This is a genomic window from Catellatospora sp. NPDC049609, from assembly GCF_040675365.1.
GTDB lineage: Bacteria > Actinomycetota > Actinomycetes > Mycobacteriales > Micromonosporaceae > Catellatospora.
In genome coordinates this window covers 1-18,108 of record NZ_JBFAOU010000167.1, presented here as the reverse complement: position 1 = coordinate 18,108, position 18,108 = coordinate 1, and the positions used below count along the sequence as shown (strand labels likewise).

The window sequence follows — 18,108 nt, the reverse complement described above, 5'->3', positions numbered from 1 at the left end:
CGCCACGTCATCGGACACCCCGGCCGAGTCGGTCACCCCGATCATCAGCAGCCGGTGCACCACGGCATCGACCACGCTGGCACAGAAGTTGGACCCACCCGTGCTATCACGCGGGTGGGTGCCGGACGTTCGGGCGGCGGTCATCCGTTGTCGCCCAGGGCCTCCCTGGTGGCCTGCAGCGCCTCATCCTCGGTGAACTCGTCGTCCTGCGCCGGGTCGGCCTCGGTCACCTCGTCGGCTTCGGCCGCCTCCTGCTCGCTGATCTCGTCCAGTGCATCGTTCGGCTGCTCGCTCATCGCACTCCCCGTTCGTCAGGCGCCCCCGGCTGTGGGGACGGGGCGTGCGTTCCCGGCGCCTGCGGCCGGCAAACGCGCGCACAAAAAGGGCGATCAGCTGCTGAAACGTGTTTCAGCGGGTACGGCCGGGGAACGTGGGGCCAAGTGGGAGGAGCACCGCCGCGACGGACTCGGTCCGAGCCGATCGGCGATTCGCTTCCACCGTGTGGAGGGGGAACACGATGACTCAGCAATACAACGGCCGGCCCGGCGAGGCCGAGCAGGCTCCGCCCGAACGCAAGCCGTACGAGCAGGAGAACCTGGCGCACACGCCCGGCATGTTCACCGACGGGACGCCGGGGACGGACGCCGGCGCGGCCGCCACGCGGACCGCCACCGACGCCGCGGGGCAGCCGCTCGAGTCCGGGACCATGCCGCCCGCGGCGATCAAGACACCGGCCGGCGAGGCCCGGCACGCCGACCTGCCTGACGCGGGGCAGGCCGACACCGGCCCGGCCGCAACGTGGCAGCCGGGTCCGGACCAGCCGAGCTGGGACCAGCCGGGCTCGGCACAGCCCAGCACCGGGCAGCAGGCCAAGGATGTCGCCAAGACGGCGACGGAGCAGGCCAAGCACGTCGCCCAGGAGACCGGCAGCCAGCTGCGCAGCCTGGCCGACACCGCCACCCAGGAACTGCGCGGGCAGGCCGGCACGCAGCAGGAACGCGTGGCGTCCGGCCTGCACACGCTGGCCGACGACCTGGCGTCGATGCGCACCGGCGAGGGTTCCGACCGGCTGGCGGGCGAACTCATGCAGGAGGTGTCGTCCCGGGCACACCGCGCCGCCGACTGGCTGGAGCACCGCGAACCCGGCCGGCTGCTGGACGAGGTACGCGACTACGCGCGCCGCCACCCGGGCACGTTCCTGCTCGGCGCGCTCGCGGCGGGCCTGGTCGTGGGCCGGCTGACCCGCGGCATGGTCGCGGCGGGCAAGGACGACGCGGGCGGCGCCCGCCTGCCGGCACCGGCGGCACCGGTCGCCGACACGCGAGCCGGCCGCGCGCCGGTCACGGCGAGCCCCGCCACGGGGCACGTGACGCCGGACGACCTCGCGTACTCGGGCGGCGGCGGTCGCTACGAGCGGGAGAGCGAGGTGTCGCCATGAGGACGGAGCCGCTGCGCACCGGCCTGCCCCCGGACGACGGGGGAGGCGGCGCGGCGTCCCGGCAGTCGATCGGTGAGCTGCTGGGGGAGATCAGCACCGACCTGTCCACGCTCGACAGGAGCTGGAACTGGCCAAGGCCGAGCTGCGGCAGGAGACGGCCAAGGCGGGCAAGGCGGCCGGCATGTTCGGCGGAGCCGCCGTGGCGGCGAACCTGATGCTGCTGTTCGTGTCCCTGGCCCTGTGGCGGCTGCTGTCGGCCGTGATGGACCCGGGCTGGGCGGCCGTGATCGTCGCCGTCCTGTGGGGCGTCGTGGCGGCCGTGCTGTACGCGACCGGCCGGGCGCGGATCCGTGACCTGCGGCCGATGCCGCAGACGGCGGAGACGGTCAAGCAGGTGCCCTCCGCGCTGCGCGGGCACCCGGAGGGGGAGAGGAACACATCATGAGCACCGAAACGGATCAGATCCGCCGGGACATCGAGCGCACCCGCGAGGAGCTCCGCACCGACGTGGACGCCCTGACCGACCGGGTCAGCCCGGCCCGGGTGGTCGGCCGGCGGGTGGACCGGGTGCGCGGCGCCGCACGCTCGGTCCGCGAGAAGGTCATGGGCACGGTGCAGCACCCGCTGGAGGCGGGCGGCGGCCCGGCGTCGGCGCTGGCCGACCGTGCGTCGTCGGCCGCCGGGTCGGTGGGCGACGCGGCCGGTGCCGCGCAGCAGAAGGTGCTGGCCCAGACGCAGGGCAGCCCGCTGGCCGCCGGGCTCATCGCGTTCGGCGCCGGGGTGCTCATCTCGTCCCTCATCCCGTCGAGCGAGCCCGAGCAGCGACTGGCGGGCCAGCTCAAGGAGACGCTGGCCGAACACGCCGAGGGCGTGAAGGAGCAGGCCGCGGAGGTGGCCGGCGAGATGCGCGAGCACCTGCGCGAGCCGGTGCAGGAGGCGGTCGAGTCCGTCAAGGCCAGTGCCGGCGACGCGGTCTCGGCCGTACGCACCGAGGGCACCCCGCCTTCCGGCAGCGGTCCCGCCTAGCCCCACGGTGCACCGCGGGCCCCGGCCGTCCAATCGGCCGGGGCCCGCGGGTGTGCGGCGACGTCCCGTCAGCGGCGCTCCGCGTCGGCTGGTGCCGTCGCCTGCCGCAGGTGGGCGAGGATCGGCTCGGTCTGGCCCACCACGGAGTGGCCGACGCCCGGCAGCAGGTGCACGGTCGCGTGCGGGACGGCGGCGGCCAGGCGGCGGGCGGTGTCCCGCGAGTCGAGCATGGCGTCCCGATCGCCGGCGATGACCAGCATCGGCACGGTCAGGCGGCGCAGCGCGTCGTCGGGGAAGACCGGCAACGGCTCCTTGCGGGGCTGGAAATGCCGGAAGGTGAGCGCCATGCCGTCGAGGAATCCCTCGGCACCGGCCATGTCGAGTCCGGCGACCGTCCGCAGCGTGCGGCGCTGCCCCCAGAGCCCGAACGGCTTGAGCAGCAGGGCTTTGCCGATCCAGCCCCATTTCTGCCGGCCGACCCCGCCGGGGCACAGCAGTGCGAGGGAGCTCACCCGGTGCGGGCGGCGGATCGCGTAGTCCAGCGCCAGCCAGCCGCCGAGGGAGGCGCCGACCATGGCCGCCTGCGTCAGCCCGAGCCCTTCCAGCACGTCGTCCAGCCAGTCGGCGTACGCCTCGGAGTCCAGCGGCGGGCGGGACGGCGCGCTCAGCCCGGGTTCACCGATCATGTCGACGGCGTGGACGCGGAAGTGCTGTGCCCAGGAGGCGACGTCGGAGATCCACATCGCCGTGTTGGTGCTCGAGCCGTGGCACAGCAGCACCGGTGGCGCCTGCTCGGGGCCGCAGACCACGACGAACGTCTCCCCCTCGCGGGTCGGCACGCGCCGGTGCTCGGCGGGGACGGGCCAGGCGCGCAGCGCCTCGACGTATCGCTCGCGGACCTGCTGCCCGCCTGCCTCGGTCCGGTAGATCGCGGTCATGACCGCACCTGGTGGGTGGGGGTACAACGATGTTCCATAAAACTACCCTAACATGCCGTAGTCAAGCCGTGATAGGGAGTTTTAGGGAGTCATGAGGCACAAATTTGTCCGGAGTCAGCGGGTGGTGCGGCGCTCGGGGTGCGGCTCGGGAGGTGGGCACATCCGGCGTCGCCGCTGCGCGATGCGGCTTGTGGCGTGCAGGCGGGCGGCGAGCGTGGCGCGGCTCGCGTCGTACAGGGCGAGCCAGGGGCGGCTGCCGTGGCGGGCGGTGGTGCTGGTCATCCGGACTCACTCCTCCGTGTGCGCGGCCGGTTCGGCCCTGCCGGGCCGGAGGAGTTGGTACCCGTTCCGGAGCTGGTCCATGCCCGCGGCCTGCGACGGCATCTGTGGTCCGCGCAACTCGTCGGTTGATCAACAGATCGGCTCGCCGGCACGGGCACGGCGAGCCGACCGCGCCGGGGGCGCGCTGCGCCTGATCAGTCGACGGAGACGGGGCGACGCGTGCGGCGGGCGATCCAGAGCCCGATCGCGAACAGCGCGGCCAGGATGAAGACGCCGACGTACTCGGCGGCGGGCACGCGGGGCAGCTCGGCGAGCTTGTGCACCCCGATCAGCGCGACGACCACGCCGGCCGAGGCGACGTAGGCCAGGCCGATGAGCCACTTCGCCCAGCGGGGCAGGCCCAGGCCGTGCATCTGGGTCACCACGAAGATGGTGGCGAAGCCCCAGCCGAACTGGAACCACAGCTGCTTCGGGCTGTTGAGCGCCACGATCGCGCCGTGGAACAGCACCGCCAGCTCCAGCGTCACCGTCCACCACCGGTTCACGTGGGCGCGGGTCAAAAACAGGCTGCCCTGCAGCAGGATCAGGAACATGTAGAGGAAGCCGACCAGGTGGCCCGTGGTCGTCTCCATCGGGTGATACCAGAAGGTGTAGACCGCGGCCCAGGCGAAGTAGTAGCCGTGGTACTTGCGGGCCCACGCCCGGACCCCCGCGCCGCCGGGGGTGGGGACCGTGCGGCCGAAGAACAGCCCGCGCCGGTCGCTCTCCATCAGCAGCACCCAGACCAGCAGGATGATGACCGAGAACTGCGAGGACCAGATCGACACGTCCTGCGCCAGCGCGTCGTACCACAGCTGGGTCTGGGCGAAGTGGAGCAGCACGAAGACGCCGTTGAAGGCCAGCGCCCACGCGTTGACCCGGTGCAGGCCCTTGGCGTACGTGCCGACGCGCTGCTGGCCGTACCAGATCAGCGCCCAGAAGCCGACCTGGTGCAGCGCGTACAGCGCCCACACGCCGGCCATGACCAGGGTGGACCGCTCGGGCAGCTGCCAGACGTACCAGGACGGCCCGGTGTCGGGCAGGAAGTCCGGCCGGGCCAGCCACCAGCCGCTCAGTCCGATCAGGGCGGTCATCACCAGGCCCGCGGCGATGCCGCCCGCCAGCACCCGTTCGGCGCGCCAGCCTTGCTCCGTCATGCCGACTCCCTACCCGATCGTCTCAGCGTCCGATCATGCCAGCGGACAGGTCGATGTCGGCACCCGTCAATCCGGACATCCGCAGCATCGCCACCGCCGCCGCGCCGACCTCCTCCTCGGTCACCATCCGCGGCAACGCCGCGCGGGAGACGAACGCCCGCTCGGCCTCGGCGCTGGTGACGCCCGTGCGCTCGGCCTCCAGCCGGAAGTTGCGCGCCATCCGCGGCCCCGCGACCGGCCCTGGCGACAGGCAGTTGACCAGCACCCCGTGCTCGCCGACCTCGTGCGCCAGCGTGATCGTGAGGCCCAGCACGGCCATCTTCGAGGCGGTGTACGGCGTGCGCCGGGCCAGCGGGCGCTTGCCGCTCACCGACGCCACGTTGATGACGTCGCCGCCACCGCGGGCGATCATCGCGGGCAGGAAGGCGCGGCACATCAGGTACACCCCGCGCACGTTGACCGCGAACACCTCGTCCCACTCCGCCGGCTCGACGTCGACCAGCTCACGCACCGGCCCCGCGATGCCCGCGTTGTTGACCAGGATGGACACGTCCTCATCGGACAGCACCGCGCGCAGCTCGTCGACCTCGGCCGGCTGCGACGTGTCGCAGGCGGCGACGCGGGAGTCCCCGCCAAGCTCGGCGGCGACGGCCTCCAGCTTGCCGAGGGTCCGCCCGACCAGGATCACCCGGGCGCCCGCGGCCGACAGCGCGTGCGCGATAGCCCGGCCCAGCCCGTTGCCCGCCCCGGTCACCAGCGCGGTGCGCCCGGCGACCCGGTCCGGGCCGCTCATCGAGCTGCCTCGGCGGTGACCTGTGCGGACCGTGCCTCGCCGCCGTCTGCGGCGGCCCACGGCAGCGGGTCGCCGGCGTACTTGGCGGCGCGCACGTCGCCGGAGCGGGCGTGGCCCTCGAACAGCTCGACCCGGCTGGCCCGCCCGCACAGCCGGCCCAGGTCCACGCTGGCCGCCGGGTCGACGACCTCCTGGTAGGTGACGGTCTTGAGGTAGCGCCCGACCCACAGCCCGCCGGTGAAGCGGGCGCCGCGCCGGGTGGGCAGCGTGTGGTTGGTGCCGATCACCTTGTCGCCGTACGACACGCAGGTGCCCTCGCCCAGGAACAGCGCGCCGTAGTTGCGCATCCGCTCCAGCGCCTTACGCGGCTGCCGCGTCAGCACCTGCACGTGCTCGGACGCGAACTCGTCGGCCAGCCGGTACGCCTCGTCCAGGTCGGCCACGACGATGACCTGCCCGTGGTCGCGCCAGGCGGGTCCGGCGTAGTCGCGGGTCGGCATGCCGGGCAGGATCCGCGCGACGTGCGCGAGCACCTCCCGCCCCAGCTCCGCCGAGGTGGTGATGAGCACGGCGGGGGAGTCGGGGCCGTGCTCGGCCTGGCTGAGCAGGTCGACGGCGACCACGAACGGGTCGGCGTGCTCGTCGGCTATGACGAGGATCTCGGTCGGCCCGGCCAGCAGGTCGATGCCGACCTCGCCGAACAGCTGCCGCTTGGCCTCGGCGACGTACGCGTTGCCCGGCCCGGACAGGATGTCCACGGCCGGGATGCTCGCGGTGCCCAGCGCCAGCGCCGCCACCGCCTGCACCCCGCCGAGCAGGTAGATCTCGTCGGCTCCGGCCAGGTGCATGGCCGCCACCGTCGCCGCCGGGACCTGCCCGCGGATCGGCGGTGTGCACGCGGCGACCCGGGCGACGCCCGCCGTCTTCGCGGTGACGATGGTCATGTGCGCCGAGGCGACCAGCGGGTAGCGGCCGCCGGGCACGTACGCCCCGGCCGCGGCGACGGGGATGTTGCGCTGGCCGAGCAGCACTCCGGGCGCGGTCTCGACCTCGAAGTCGCGCAGCGAGGCGCGCTGGTGCTCGGCGAACCGGCGCACGTTGGCCTGCACCGTACGGATGTCGGCGATCGTCTGCGCGGGCACGGTGGCGACGATCTGCTCGACCTGGTCGGCGTCCAGCCGGAAGGTGTCGGGCGTCCACGCGTCGAACCGCGCCGACAGCTCGCGTACGGCGTCGTCGCCGCGGGCCCGCACGTCGTCGATGATCGCCGCGACGGTGTCGCGGACCGCGGGGTCCACTCCGCGCGCCGGGGTCGCCGCGGGTGCCTTGAGCTGTAGGGGCATGCCGGCTCGCTCTCCGTGTGGGCGCCGCGAGCCGCCTGCGCGGGCGCGTGTGCGGACAGGCTAGCAAGATGGAAACGCGGTTTCCATATGATGCGGTCGCTGGAATAGCGCGTTCGGTTCCCGTGATCTATGCCCGTGACCCAGGTCCCATTCGTGGCATACGCCGTCGTTCAGGCTTTTTCCAGGGAGCACCCTGACGCCAGTAGCCTCGCACAGGCAGGAGTCCACGGCATGGACGCGATGGAGCTGGCCCGCTGGCAGTTCGGCATCACCACCGTCTACCACTTCCTCTTCGTGCCGCTGACCATCGGACTGGTGTGGCTGGTGGCCGCGTTCCAGACCGCGTGGGTGCGCACCGGGAACGAGAAGTGGCTCAAGCTCACCAAGTTCTTCGGCAAGCTGTTCCTCATCAACTTCGCGATGGGCCTGGTCACGGGCATCGTGCAGGAGTTCCAGTTCGGCATGAACTGGAGCGAGTACTCCCGCTTCGTCGGCGACGTGTTCGGTGCGCCGCTGGCCATGGAGGCGCTGGTCGCGTTCTTCCTGGAGTCCACGTTCCTGGGCCTGTGGATCTTCGGCTGGGACCGGCTGCCGAAGAAGGTCCACCTCGCGTGCATCTGGACGGTCGCCGTCGGCACCGTGCTCAGCGCGTACTTCATCCTGGCCGCGAACTCCTGGATGCAGAACCCGGTCGGCTACCGCATCGACCAGGCCACCGGCCGCGCCGAGCTGACCGACATCGTGGCGGTGCTGACCAACAAGGTCGCGCTGATCACCGTGCCGCACACGATCGCCGGCTGCTTCCTGGTCGCAGGCGGCCTGGTCGCCGCCGTCGCCGTCTGGCACCTGGTGCGCCGCCCCGGCACCGACACCGCCGCGTTCCGCAGCGCGGCGAAGATCGGCGCCTGGACGACCCTGGTCGCGATGGGCGCGATGCTGCTCACCGGCGACATCCAGGGCAAGATCATGACCGAGGTGCAGCCGATGAAGATGGCCGCCGCCGAGGCGCTCTACGAGTCCGAGCAGCCCGCCCCGTTCTCCGTCTTCACCGTCGGCACGCTGGACGGCACCCGTCCGGTGTGGTCGGTGGAGATCCCCGGCCTGCTGTCCTTCCTCGGCACCGGCAGCTTCGACGGCCGCGTCGAGGGCATCAACGACCTGCAGGCCGAGTACGAGCAGCAGTACGGCCCCGGCAGCTACAAGCCGAACATCCCGCTCACCTACTGGACGTTCCGGCTCATGATCGGGCTCGGCGGGGCGGCCGCGCTGCTCGCGCTGTGGGTGCTCTGGGCGACCCGGCGCGGGCGCACCCCCACCTCGCGCTGGCTGCTGCGGGCACTGCCGCTGCTCCCGCTGCTGCCGCTGGTCGCGAACTCGACCGGCTGGATCTTCACCGAGATGGGCCGCCAGCCGTGGGTCGTGTTCGGGGAGATGAAGACCGCCGCGGCCAACTCGCCCAACGTCAGCGTCGGCTACCTGGCCACCTCCCTGGCCGTGTTCACGCTGCTCTACGGCGTGCTCGCGGTGATCGAGGTGAAGCTGCTGCTGAAGTACGCCCGCGCCGGGCTGCCCGATGTCAGCCCGCCGCCGGACGAGAACGAGTCCGAGTCCGACGAGGACCGCCCGCTGGCGTTCGCGTACTAGGAGAGGTGCCATGGAGCTGTCGACACTGTGGTTCCTGCTGATCGCAGGCCTGTTCATCGGGTACTTCGTGCTGGAGGGGTTCGACTTCGGCGTCGGCATGCTGGTGCCGGTGCTGGGCCGCGACGACCGCGAGCGCCGGGTGATCATCAACACCATCGGGCCGCTGTGGGACGGCAACGAGGTGTGGCTGATCACCGCGGGCGGGGCGATGTTCGCCGCGTTCCCCGAGTGGTACGCGACCCTGTTCTCCGGCTTCTACCTGCCGCTGCTGCTCATCCTGGTCGCGCTGATCCTGCGCGGGGTCGCCTTCGACTACCGGGGCAAGCGCCCGGAGCCGTCCTGGCGGCGGCGCTGGGACGCCGCGATCGTGTTCGGCTCGGCCGTGCCCGCCTTCGTGTGGGGCGTGGCCTTCGCCAACATCGTGCGCGGCGTGCCGCTGGACGCCCAGCACAACTTCACCGGCGGCCTGCTCGACCTGCTGAACCCGTACGCCCTGCTGGGCGGCCTGACCACCACGGCGCTGTTCCTCACCCACGGCGCGATCTTCCTGGCCCTCAAGACGGCCGGCGACATCCGGACCCGCGCCAACCGCCTGGCCGAACGCTCCGGCCTGCTGGCGCTGGCACTCGCGGCCCTCTTCCTCGGCCTCACCCTGACCCACCGCGCCACGCCCACCGCCGTGGTGCTGTCCGTCCTCGCCGCCCTGTGCCTGGTCGGCGCCCTGGTGGCCAACCGCCTGCCCTCCCGCACCGACCCCCAGGGCCGCCGCGAGGGCTGGGCCTTCGCGGGCACCGCCGCCGCGATCGCCCTGGCCGTGGCCTCGCTGTTCGCCGGCCTCCACCCCAACGTCATGCCTTCCACCGTCGACGCCGCCCTCAACAGCCTCACCGTGGCGAACGCGTCGTCGACCCCGTACACCCTGAAGATCATGACCTGGGTCGCCCTGGTCTTCGCCCCGATCGTGGTCCTCTACCAGGGCTGGACCTACTGGGTCTTCCGCAAACGCATCACCACCCACCACATCCCCGACTAACCCCGCCCCCGCCCGCCTTCGCCGCGCCGATCTTGCGCGGACTGTGGGTACGACACGCCCTAACCGGGCATATCCCTAACAGTCCGCGCAAGATCGTCGCGATCTTGTGTCACGGTCAGGGGGCGGGGGCGGGCTCCGGGAGGGGGCGGGACGGGGACTGCTCGTCGGAGGCGAGCGGCTCGCGGGCGGCGTTCACCGGGCCGCGGCCGGCGGGTCGCGACGGCCACCAGAAGCGCTCGCCGAGCAGCATCGCCAGGGCGGGGACCACGAGGGTACGCACCAGCAGCGTGTCCAGCAGCACGCCGACGCCGACGATGATCCCGAGCTGGGTCAGCACGATCACCGGCAGTACGCCGAGCACCGTGAACACCGCCGCCAGCAGCACACCCGCCGACGTGATCACGCCACCGGTCGCCGACAGCGCCCGCAGCATGCCCGCCCGGGTGTCGCCGCGCCGCAGCGTCTCCTCCCGGGCCCGGCTGACCAGGAAGATGTTGTAGTCCACCCCGAGCGCCACCAGGAACAGGAACGCCAGCAGCGGCACGCTGGACGCCAGCGCCGGGATGTCGAGCGCCGCGAACACCAGGCTCGCCGCACCGAGGCTCGCCGCGAAGCTCACCACGACAGTGACCAGCAGCAGCACCGGCGCCACCAGCGAGCGCAGCAGGATGACCAGCACCAGCAGCACGACGCCCAGCACCAGCGGCGCGACCACGGCGTTGTCGCGGGCGTTGGCCTCGCGCTGGTCGAGGTCGGCGGCGGGCTGGCCGCCGACCAGCGCGTCCGCCCCGTCCAGCGCGGCCAGTCCGGTACGCAGCGCGGTGACCGTGTCGTCGGCGGCCGCCGAGCCGGACTCGCCGTCGAGCTGCGCGGTGAGCTGGACGAGCGAGCCGTCGACCGACACCTCGGGCGCGCCGACCGCGGCGACGCCGGAGACGGCGCGCACCGTGCTCACCACCCGGTCGGCCGCGTCGGCCCGCGCGATGACGGTGACCGGCTGCGACGATCCGGCGGGGAAGTGCGCGGACAGCGTCCGCTGCGCCTGCACCGACTCGACCTCGGTGCGGAACTGCTCGGTCTGCGACAGGCCGACGTCGGTGGTGAGCAGGCCCGCCGAGAGCGCGGCCAGCACCAGCGCGGCACCGGCGAGCACGGTCCGCGGGCGGCGGCCGACGAGCTGCGCGATCCGCGACCACAGCCCCGACGCACTGCTGTCCGGGCTGCCGACCGTGGGCACCAGCGGCCAGAACGCGCCGCGGGGCAGGAAGGCGAGCGCGGCGGGCAGCACCACGAGCCCGAACACCAGCGCCACGCCGACCCCGGCCGCGGCGGCGATACCGAGGGTGCGGTTGCTGGTGAGCACCGCGGTCAGCAGGGTCAGCAGCGCCAGGATCACCGTGCCCGCACTGCCGATCACGGCCGGTCCGGCGGCGCGTACGGCCGCGGCCAGCGCCGCCCGGCGGTCGGGCGTACGCCGCAGCTCCTCGCGGTAGCGGGAGATGAGCAGCAGGGCGTAGTCGGTGCCCGCGCCGAACACCAGCACCGAGACGATGCCCGCGATGGAGGCGTCGGTCGGCTCGCCGATCAGCCGGCCGATCCACGGCAGCAGCTTGGCGGTGAGCTGGTCGCCGAGCCCGATGACGGTCAGCGGGACGATCCACAGCACCGGGCTGCGGTACGTGGCGAGCAGCAGCAGCGCGACCACGATCGCGGTCGCCGCGAGCAGCGTGACGTCGGCGCCGGCGAACGCCGCCGAGATGTCGCGGCCGAACGCGGCGCCGCCGGTGACCTGCGCGGTCAGCCCGCCGGGCAGGCCGGTGGCGGTGTCCCGCAGCGCGGCGCGCAGCTCGTCGACGGTGGCGTTGCGGGTGTCGGCGTCCAACCCGGCCTCGAACGGCACCGGCAGCAGCGCGGCGCGGCCGTCGTCGCTGAACCGGGCCGGGGGCACCTCGGCCACGTGCGCGACGGCGGACGCGGTCCGCTGCGCGGCGCCGATCGCCGTACGGTCGGCCTCGTCGAGCGGCGCGTCGGCGCGTTCGAAGACGACCAGCGCCGATTCGGCGCGGCCGCCGGCGAACCGGTCGCGCAGCTCGGTGACGCGGGTGGACTGCTTGCCCTCGGGCAGGCCGGTGGTCGGTCCTGCCTCGGGCTGGCTGGGGCTGCCGAGGAACACCAGCGCGGACAGGGCGACGGTCGCGAACAGCACGACGGCCGCGCCGATCCGGCTCGTGATCCACGAGGCGAAACGCTCACCCATGGTGGGGCGACTCCTGACGTGAGGCGGGCACACTGCGCCCGCGATGATTCGACAGTCGAAAGGTTCGACGATCGAAATGATATATGCTCTGCGCATGGAGACGCGAGGTGGCCCCCACTCCCGGGCGGCCGCGCTGGACGAGGTCAGGCGGGCGCTGCAGACCAACACCGTCGAGAACGACGTGTTCGTCGACGTCTTCGCCCGTGCGCACGGCCTGGGTCGTAGCGACCTCAACGCGATCATGTGGATCTCCGTGACGGCGGAGGCCGACCTGCCGCTGACCGCCGGGGAGCTGGCGGGCAAGCTGGGACTCGGTGCCCCGGCCACCACCTCGCTGATCGACCGGCTGGAGGCGGCCGGGCACGTCGAGCGCACCCGCGACCCGCGCGACCGCCGCCGGGTCACGCTGGCCGTGCGCCCACCCGCGCTGGAGATGGCGCGCGAGTTCTTCCAGCCGCTCGGCAGGCGCATGGCGCAGGCCGTCGCGGATCTGTCCACCGAGGATCTGCTGATCGCCGCCGAGGTGGTCCGCCGCATGACGGGCGCGGTGGTCGCCGAGCGCGAGTCCGCCCGTGCGCCGCGGTCGGCGACTTCGGAGCCCTCGTGACGACCCGGAAGTCGCCGACCGCGAGGGAAGTCGCCGCCGCCGAGCGCGCCTGATCCGGCCGCCGGTCCCCGGTTCCTCTAGCGAAACGCCGTTTCCAGACTCTACGATGGCGCCCTATCTGGAGGTGTGCCATGGGCGTCGATGCCGTGACCGACGAGACCCGCGAGATCACCGCGTATGCGGGCAGGCCGCCCGTGCGGGTCCGGCGCGGCCGGGCCGCCCCGTTCGGCTGGTGGCCCGCGGTCTGTATAGGCCTGGTCGCGCTCGTCGACCGCGTCGAGTACAACCTGCTCGCCGGGGCGCTGCCCGCGATCCAGCGCGAGTTCGGCTTCGACGACGGCGCGGCCGGCGCGATCGCCACCGCGGGCGCGATCGCCGCCGTGCTCCTGCTGCTGCCCGCCGGGCGGCTGGCCGACACCGGGCGGCGCACCTGGACCGTCGCGGCCGTGGTGGCCGTGTGGGCGCTGTTGACCCTCGGCACCGGGCTGGCCGGGTCGTACGCGATGCTGTTCGGCGTCCGGGTGATGCTCGGCGCGGCCGGCCAGCTCTACAACCCGCCCGCGTCCAGCCTGCTCGGCGACCTCTACCCCGGACCCGGCCGCGCGCGGGCGTACGGCATCGAGCGCGCCGCGTACTTCGCGGGCCTGCCGATCGGCGTGATCGCAGGCGGCGCGCTGGCCGAGGCGGTCGGCTGGCGCACCGGGTTCTTCCTCATCGCGATCCCCGGAGCGATCATCGCCGCGCTGATGCTGACGGTCCGCGAGCCCGTGCGCGGCATCGGCGACCGCCTCGGCGCCTGGTACGCCGGGACCGAGGCGGCGACTCCGGCACCGGCCGCCGCCACGGCCCGGCCGCCGATCATCGCGCAGGTGCGCCTGCTGTGGCGGATCAGCACCCTGCGCTCCGTCGTGATCGGACTGAGCATCCTGTTCTTCGGCCTGGGCGGCCTGTTCTTCTGGATGCCGTCGTTCTACCAGCGCGAGTACGGCCTGGACGAGGCCGCCGCGGCCGCCGTCGGCGGGGGAGCGGGCCTGGTCGGCATCCTCGTCGGCATGGGCGTCGGCAGCTGGCTGGGCGACCGCTGGCACGGCCGGCGGACCGGCTGGCGCGTCGCGTTCGGCGGCTGGTCCCTGCTCGCCGGCACGGCCGCGCTGGCCGGGGCCGTGCTCATCGAACCGATGATGCCGCAGGTGATCTGCTTCGGGCTGGCCAACGTCGGCTTCGCCGGTGCGATCGCCAACCTGACCGCGGCCAACGCGGACGTGGTCCCCGCGTCGCGGCGCGGGCTCGGGTTCGCCGTGCTGCAGAGCGTCATCACCCTCGGCGGCGCGCTCGGGCCGTGGCTGATCGGCGAGGCGTCGGACGCGACCGGGTCGCTGCGCTGGGCGTACGCCGTGGTCATCGCGCCGCTGGTGATCGGCAGCCTGGTCGTGCTGTCCGCCTGGCGCACCTACGACGCCGACGCCACGGCGGCCCTGACCGAGGACTGACCCCGCTCGCCGCGGTCCGCTCCGCCGGCCCCGCCTGCCCGCCCGCGAAGGCGGGCAGGCCGCGTCTTGATCGTCCGACTTGCCAGGCAACCGGGCGTATCTTGGGCGCGCTTTCGCCCAGTTGCCTGGCAAGTCGAGCGATCTTGGCGCGACGGCGCGACGGCGTGGTGCGGGCGGCCCGCGGTGCGGGCGGTGCGGTGCGGTGCGCCCGGCGTGGGTGCGGTGCGGCTGGCGTGGTGCGGTGCGGCTGGCGTGGTGCGGTGCGGTGGGGATCGCTATGCGGTTTCGGGGGTCGGCTGGGGCTGGGGCGTGGGGGCGCTCGCGTGGGCGGGGGAGGTGCGGGCGGCGACGGCGGCGAGGGTCGCGACGATCCCGGCCTGGAGCAGGAGCTCGCCCGTGTTGCCGATCCAGAAGTGCGCGAAGCCTGCGGCCGCGGCCACGAACATGGCCACCGAGCCGAGGCACAGCCACGGGACACCCGCCCGGCGCCACAGCGCCGCGCCGATGCCGATCAGCACGAGGATCGTGACGATCGCGGGCACCGGCGGGCCTTCGGCGGCGTCGTTGACGTAGCGCAGCGTGTCGGCGTAGGTCTCCGGCGCCAGGCGCAGGGCGACCACGTCGCTCGCGACGCCCAGCGCCACCAGCACCGCCGTCAGCGCGCCGAGTCCGATCCGGACCGGGCGCCGAGCGAGGGAGACCACGCCCGCGCGGGCCGCCAGGTCCATCACGGCCAGGATCATCAGCGGGGTGAGCACCGCATGGATCCAGTAGCGCGGCTGGTTGACGGCGTGCAGCGCCGAGCCGAAGCCGAGGACCGGCCCGACCGCGATGGCGGCGCAGTCGTAGGCGAGCCCGACGCACACCACCGCCACGAGCGGGGCGCCGACCGGCGCGGCGCGGCGCAGGCGTGCGGCCGTGGCGGCGAGCGCCAGCATGCACAGCGCGATCGAGGCCAGCAGGAACGAGATCATGATGACCGCCCGATGTTTCGTTGATCGGAACGCCGTTTCGTTTGATGGAAAGCTATTCCGCCGATGCCTGGTGGCGCAAGGGCTCTGTGCGCATCGTCCGCCAACCATCGCCGGACGGACGGTTGACAACCGGCAATCCCGCTGACTTCATTTACGTATCGCAGAAGTGAACGTCGTTTCGACTAGCGAAACGGATGGAGAAGGGAGGTTCCATGCGGAGTAAGTGGGCGGTCGTCACCAGCAGCATCGCTGCCGTCGCGGCACTGGGTCTCATTCAGGCACCGGCGCAGGCGTACGGGCCGACAGCGAATTCGCTGGGCTGCCGGCTCTACTTCGGCGACTCGGGCACCGGCTCCTCGCCGACCACCTGGGCCGACACGTTCGGCCTGACCCTGTCGCCGGTGACACCGGCACCGGGGCAGACCGTCACGGTCACCCTCACCGCCGCCGCCGGACCGGACAACGGGCCCGCCCCGCTGGTCGCCGGCGACGTCCCGGTGATCGTCAAGGTGGCCCTCGGCGGATCGCAGTCGGGGACGGTGACGCTGAACATGGCGCCGTACCCGACCGGGGCCCGGGACCCGTACACCCCGCTCGGCGCCATCACGGCGTCGGGCACGTTCGTGGCAGGTGCCGCGGGCACCGCCACGGCCACGGTGACGCAGGTGAAGTTCGCCAACACCACCGCGGCGACGTACTGCTCCAACGCCGGGGACCGTGACCACAAGGCGGCCCCGCAGGCGAGCACCATCGTGGAGTCCTTCACCGTGTTCGACGGCTCGGCCACCGTGACCGCGGTGTCCGGCCAGACGGTCACCACCCACGCCCGCGCCGGGAACGTCGTCTCGTTCTCGGTCTCCGGGCTGGCCCCGAACGCCACGCTCACCGCGTCCCTCAAGGACGCCGCGGGCGGGGGCACGGGACAGGGCACCGGCACGGGCTCCACCACCGCCACCGGGACCGGAACGGGCACCCTCACCGTCCCGGCCGACGCCACCACCGGGGTCCGCAGCCTCGCGGTCTCCGACGGCGTCAACACCGTCCTGGCGCCGATCACCGTCCTGGGCGCCCCCACCATCGCCATCAACCCCGGTGGCGGCGGCGCGGGCACCTCGGTCGCGGTGACCGGCACCAACTGGAACCCGGGCAGCACGGTGGCCATCCGCGGCTACCAGGCGCTGGCCGGGCCGCCGCCGCCCAGCCCGACCGGGGACGCCCCGGTCAGCATCACGGCCTCGGCCGCGGGCGGCATCAGCACCACGTACACCGTCAACGCCCCCGCGACCGCGTTCATCGGCGCGTCGTCGGGGATCGGGCCCGGCACGCTGTTCGCCATCGCGACCTGGACGGCCTCGGCCGACGCCTGCGTCGCGAAGTCGGGCGCGGCCACCACCGGGTCGTGCGCGCTGACCTACAACCTGTCGCAGACCGTCACCGCCGGGAACCTGGCGATGGCGCGCGGGGCAGGCAGCGGCAACATCGCGCTGTCGGGGGTCACCCTCGACGGCACCGTCCACACCAGCACCGGAACGCTGCCGGTCATCACGGTGACGGACTTCCGCGGCAGCACCTTCGGCTGGAGCCTGGTCGGCACGCTCACCGACTTCACCGGCACCCCCGGCGGCACCATCCCGAAGGCGAACCTGTCCTGGACCCCCACCTGCACCGCGACGGCCGGCGCCGGCAACGCCGTCACCGCGGCGGCGGGCACGGCGGGCCAGGTCGACGGCGCCACGCTGTGCTCGGCCCCGGCCGACGCGGCCGGCACCGGCGGCAGCTTCGACGCGTCCGCGGCGCTCGCCCTGACCGTGCCCGCGAACCAGCTGGCCGGTTCCTACTCCGCGACGCTCACGATCACGCTGAGCTGACCGGAACCGGTGGGGGCGGGCGCTATCCGTCCCCACCGGCCCCACCCATCCCACCACCCCGGGAGAGGTCGATGGCCATCTGGTCGCGCACCGGCGCGGTCGCCCTCGCCGCCGCGCTGCTGGCGGGCCTCGCGCCCGCCCCGGCCCAGGCCGCGGGCAACGGCCGCTGGGCGGTGACCCCCACCCCGCCCGCCACGCCCGGCCCCACCCCCCGCCAGTACTTCTTCCTCGAGTCGCCGCCGGGCCAGACCGTCATCGACTCGGTCCGCGTCGCCAACCTCACCGACAAACCGATGACCCTGCGGCTGTACGGCGCCGACGCGTTCAACACCAGCGCCGACGGAGGGTTCGGGCTGCGCCAGGAGAGCCAGACCCAGCAGGGCATCGGCGCCTGGACCCGGGTGGGCCTGGCCGACGTGGTGGTGCCCGCCAAGCGGCAGGCCGACATCCCGTTCACCATCACCGTCCCCGCCAACGCCACGCCCGGCGACCACGTCGGCGGCGTCGTGGCCGCCGAGGCCGCGCCCAGCGGGCAGCTCGACGGCGGCGGCCTGACCGTCGGCGTCACCCACGCCGTCGCGGCCCGCGTCTACCTGCGCGTCAGCGGCCCCACCGTGCCCGGCCTCGCCGTCGCCGACCTGACCGCCGACCGCGGACAGCTCACCTACGACCTCGCCAACACCGGCAACACCCATCTGGTACCCGACGTCGCCGTCACCGTGTCCGGCCTGTTCGGACACTCGGTCGCCGCCACCGGCCCGGCCGCGCGGCTCGACCTGGTCCCCGGCGCCCGCACCCGGCTGCGCGCCGCACTGGGCGGCGTCTGGCCCGTCGACGCCGTCACCACCACGGTCACCGTCACCGCCGAGGGCGGCGTCCGCGCCACCTCCACCACGACCACGCTGGTCGGCGTATGGCCCGCGCTGGCCGTCCTCGCCACCCTTCTGGCCGCCGCCGCATACCTGCTCCGCCGCCGCCACCGGGCCCGCCGGCCCCGGCCCAGGGGACTGGCATGAGGCCCCGCACCGCTGCTGCACTGGTGGGCACTCTTGCCCTGCTCGTCCTCGGCTTCAGCGGTGCCGGCGCGGCCGCGGCCGCCGCTGAGAGCGCCATGGCTTCTCCGAAGGATATGTCTTCGGTGGTCGACAACTTCTGGGGCGGCTTGGCCACGTACTCGGTCATGTCGCGGGGGCCGTCCAGGTATGCCGGCAGCAGCAGC

18 protein-coding genes are annotated in these 18,108 nt (G+C 73.4%); 10 read left to right on the top strand and 8 right to left on the bottom strand.

The genetic code is table 11. The features are described from left to right. Positions 1-140 precede the first annotated feature (140 nt). A complete protein-coding gene (locus AB0J67_RS32015; RefSeq protein WP_363487870.1) occupies positions 141-296 on the bottom strand; it encodes a hypothetical protein in 156 nt (51 codons plus the stop codon). Positions 297-517: 221 nt separating this feature from the next. Between AB0J67_RS32015 and AB0J67_RS32010 the strand changes: the two genes are divergently transcribed. The 3 genes from AB0J67_RS32010 (at position 518) to AB0J67_RS32000 (ending at position 2,464) form a co-directional block, all read left to right on the top strand. Next, positions 518-1,438 (top strand): hypothetical protein, encoded by a 921-nt coding sequence (locus AB0J67_RS32010; protein ID WP_363487868.1) that lies wholly within the window; start codon positions 518-520, stop codon positions 1,436-1,438. Positions 1,439-1,559: 121 nt separating this feature from the next. Continuing rightward, positions 1,560-1,883, top strand: coding sequence for a phage holin family protein (locus AB0J67_RS32005; RefSeq protein WP_363487872.1), 324 nt, complete (start codon positions 1,560-1,562; stop codon positions 1,881-1,883). Then, positions 1,880-2,464, top strand: a complete 585-nt coding sequence (locus AB0J67_RS32000) for a DUF3618 domain-containing protein (RefSeq protein ID WP_363487866.1) — start codon at positions 1,880-1,882, stop codon at positions 2,462-2,464. The genes AB0J67_RS32005 and AB0J67_RS32000 overlap by 4 nt, the downstream gene beginning before the upstream one ends. 68 nt (positions 2,465-2,532) lie before the next feature. Here AB0J67_RS32000 and AB0J67_RS31995 read toward each other — a convergent pair whose 3' ends face one another. From AB0J67_RS31995 to hisD, 5 genes are all read right to left on the bottom strand, one after another. Then, positions 2,533-3,402 (bottom strand): alpha/beta fold hydrolase, encoded by an 870-nt coding sequence (locus AB0J67_RS31995; RefSeq protein WP_363487864.1) that lies wholly within the window; start codon positions 3,400-3,402, stop codon positions 2,533-2,535. A 114-nt stretch (positions 3,403-3,516) separates the two neighbouring features. Continuing rightward, positions 3,517-3,684, bottom strand: a complete 168-nt coding sequence (locus AB0J67_RS31990; protein ID WP_363487862.1) for a hypothetical protein — start codon at positions 3,682-3,684, stop codon at positions 3,517-3,519. Between the two features lie 194 nt (positions 3,685-3,878). Next, positions 3,879-4,880 carry a hypothetical protein gene (locus tag AB0J67_RS31985; RefSeq protein ID WP_363487860.1) on the bottom strand — a complete coding sequence of 334 codons (1,002 nt, stop codon included), beginning with the start codon at positions 4,878-4,880 and terminating at the stop codon, positions 3,879-3,881. 22 nt (positions 4,881-4,902) lie between these two features. Further along, positions 4,903-5,673, bottom strand: a complete 771-nt coding sequence (locus tag AB0J67_RS31980; protein ID WP_363487858.1) for an SDR family oxidoreductase — start codon at positions 5,671-5,673, stop codon at positions 4,903-4,905. Beyond that, the gene (hisD, locus tag AB0J67_RS31975) at positions 5,670-7,016 is read right to left on the bottom strand and encodes a histidinol dehydrogenase (protein ID WP_363487856.1); all 1,347 of its coding nucleotides are present in this window, start codon (positions 7,014-7,016) and stop codon (positions 5,670-5,672) included. The genes AB0J67_RS31980 and hisD overlap by 4 nt, the downstream gene beginning before the upstream one ends. Before the next feature lie 231 nt (positions 7,017-7,247). On the opposite strand from hisD, the gene AB0J67_RS31970 reads away from it, so the two are divergent. Both AB0J67_RS31970 and cydB read left to right on the top strand, forming a co-directional pair. Next, complete coding sequence (locus AB0J67_RS31970) at positions 7,248-8,660, top strand: cytochrome ubiquinol oxidase subunit I (protein ID WP_363487854.1); 1,413 nt, start codon at positions 7,248-7,250, stop codon at positions 8,658-8,660. Positions 8,661-8,670: 10 nt separating this feature from the next. Further along, a complete protein-coding gene (cydB, locus tag AB0J67_RS31965; protein WP_363487852.1) occupies positions 8,671-9,693 on the top strand; it encodes a cytochrome d ubiquinol oxidase subunit II in 1,023 nt (340 codons plus the stop codon). A gap of 115 nt (positions 9,694-9,808) precedes the next feature. Here cydB and AB0J67_RS31960 read toward each other — a convergent pair whose 3' ends face one another. Continuing rightward, positions 9,809-11,950, bottom strand: a complete 2,142-nt coding sequence (locus tag AB0J67_RS31960) for an MMPL family transporter (protein WP_363487850.1) — start codon at positions 11,948-11,950, stop codon at positions 9,809-9,811. A gap of 94 nt (positions 11,951-12,044) precedes the next feature. On the opposite strand from AB0J67_RS31960, the gene AB0J67_RS31955 reads away from it, so the two are divergent. Further along, the gene (locus AB0J67_RS31955; RefSeq protein ID WP_363487848.1) at positions 12,045-12,557 is read left to right on the top strand and encodes a MarR family transcriptional regulator; all 513 of its coding nucleotides are present in this window, start codon (positions 12,045-12,047) and stop codon (positions 12,555-12,557) included. Between the two features lie 131 nt (positions 12,558-12,688). Further along, positions 12,689-14,047 carry an MFS transporter gene (locus tag AB0J67_RS31950; RefSeq protein WP_363487846.1) on the top strand — a complete coding sequence of 453 codons (1,359 nt, stop codon included), beginning with the start codon at positions 12,689-12,691 and terminating at the stop codon, positions 14,045-14,047. A gap of 275 nt (positions 14,048-14,322) precedes the next feature. On the opposite strand, the gene AB0J67_RS31945 is transcribed toward AB0J67_RS31950, so the two are convergent. Beyond that, the gene (locus AB0J67_RS31945; RefSeq protein ID WP_363487844.1) at positions 14,323-15,021 is read right to left on the bottom strand and encodes a hypothetical protein; all 699 of its coding nucleotides are present in this window, start codon (positions 15,019-15,021) and stop codon (positions 14,323-14,325) included. A 212-nt stretch (positions 15,022-15,233) separates the two neighbouring features. Here AB0J67_RS31945 and AB0J67_RS31940 point away from each other — a divergent pair, with 212 nt between their 5' ends. The 3 genes from AB0J67_RS31940 to AB0J67_RS31930 form a co-directional block, all read left to right on the top strand. After that, positions 15,234-16,889: a WxL domain-containing protein gene (locus AB0J67_RS31940; RefSeq protein ID WP_363487842.1), complete on the top strand. Its 1,656-nt coding sequence runs from the start codon at positions 15,234-15,236 to the stop codon at positions 16,887-16,889. Between the two features lie 71 nt (positions 16,890-16,960). Beyond that, the gene (locus AB0J67_RS31935) at positions 16,961-17,905 is read left to right on the top strand and encodes a DUF916 domain-containing protein (protein WP_363487840.1); all 945 of its coding nucleotides are present in this window, start codon (positions 16,961-16,963) and stop codon (positions 17,903-17,905) included. Continuing rightward, on the top strand, positions 17,902-18,108 hold a 207-nt coding region (locus AB0J67_RS31930), incomplete at its 3' end, for a hypothetical protein (RefSeq protein WP_363487838.1). The genes AB0J67_RS31935 and AB0J67_RS31930, both read left to right, overlap by 4 nt.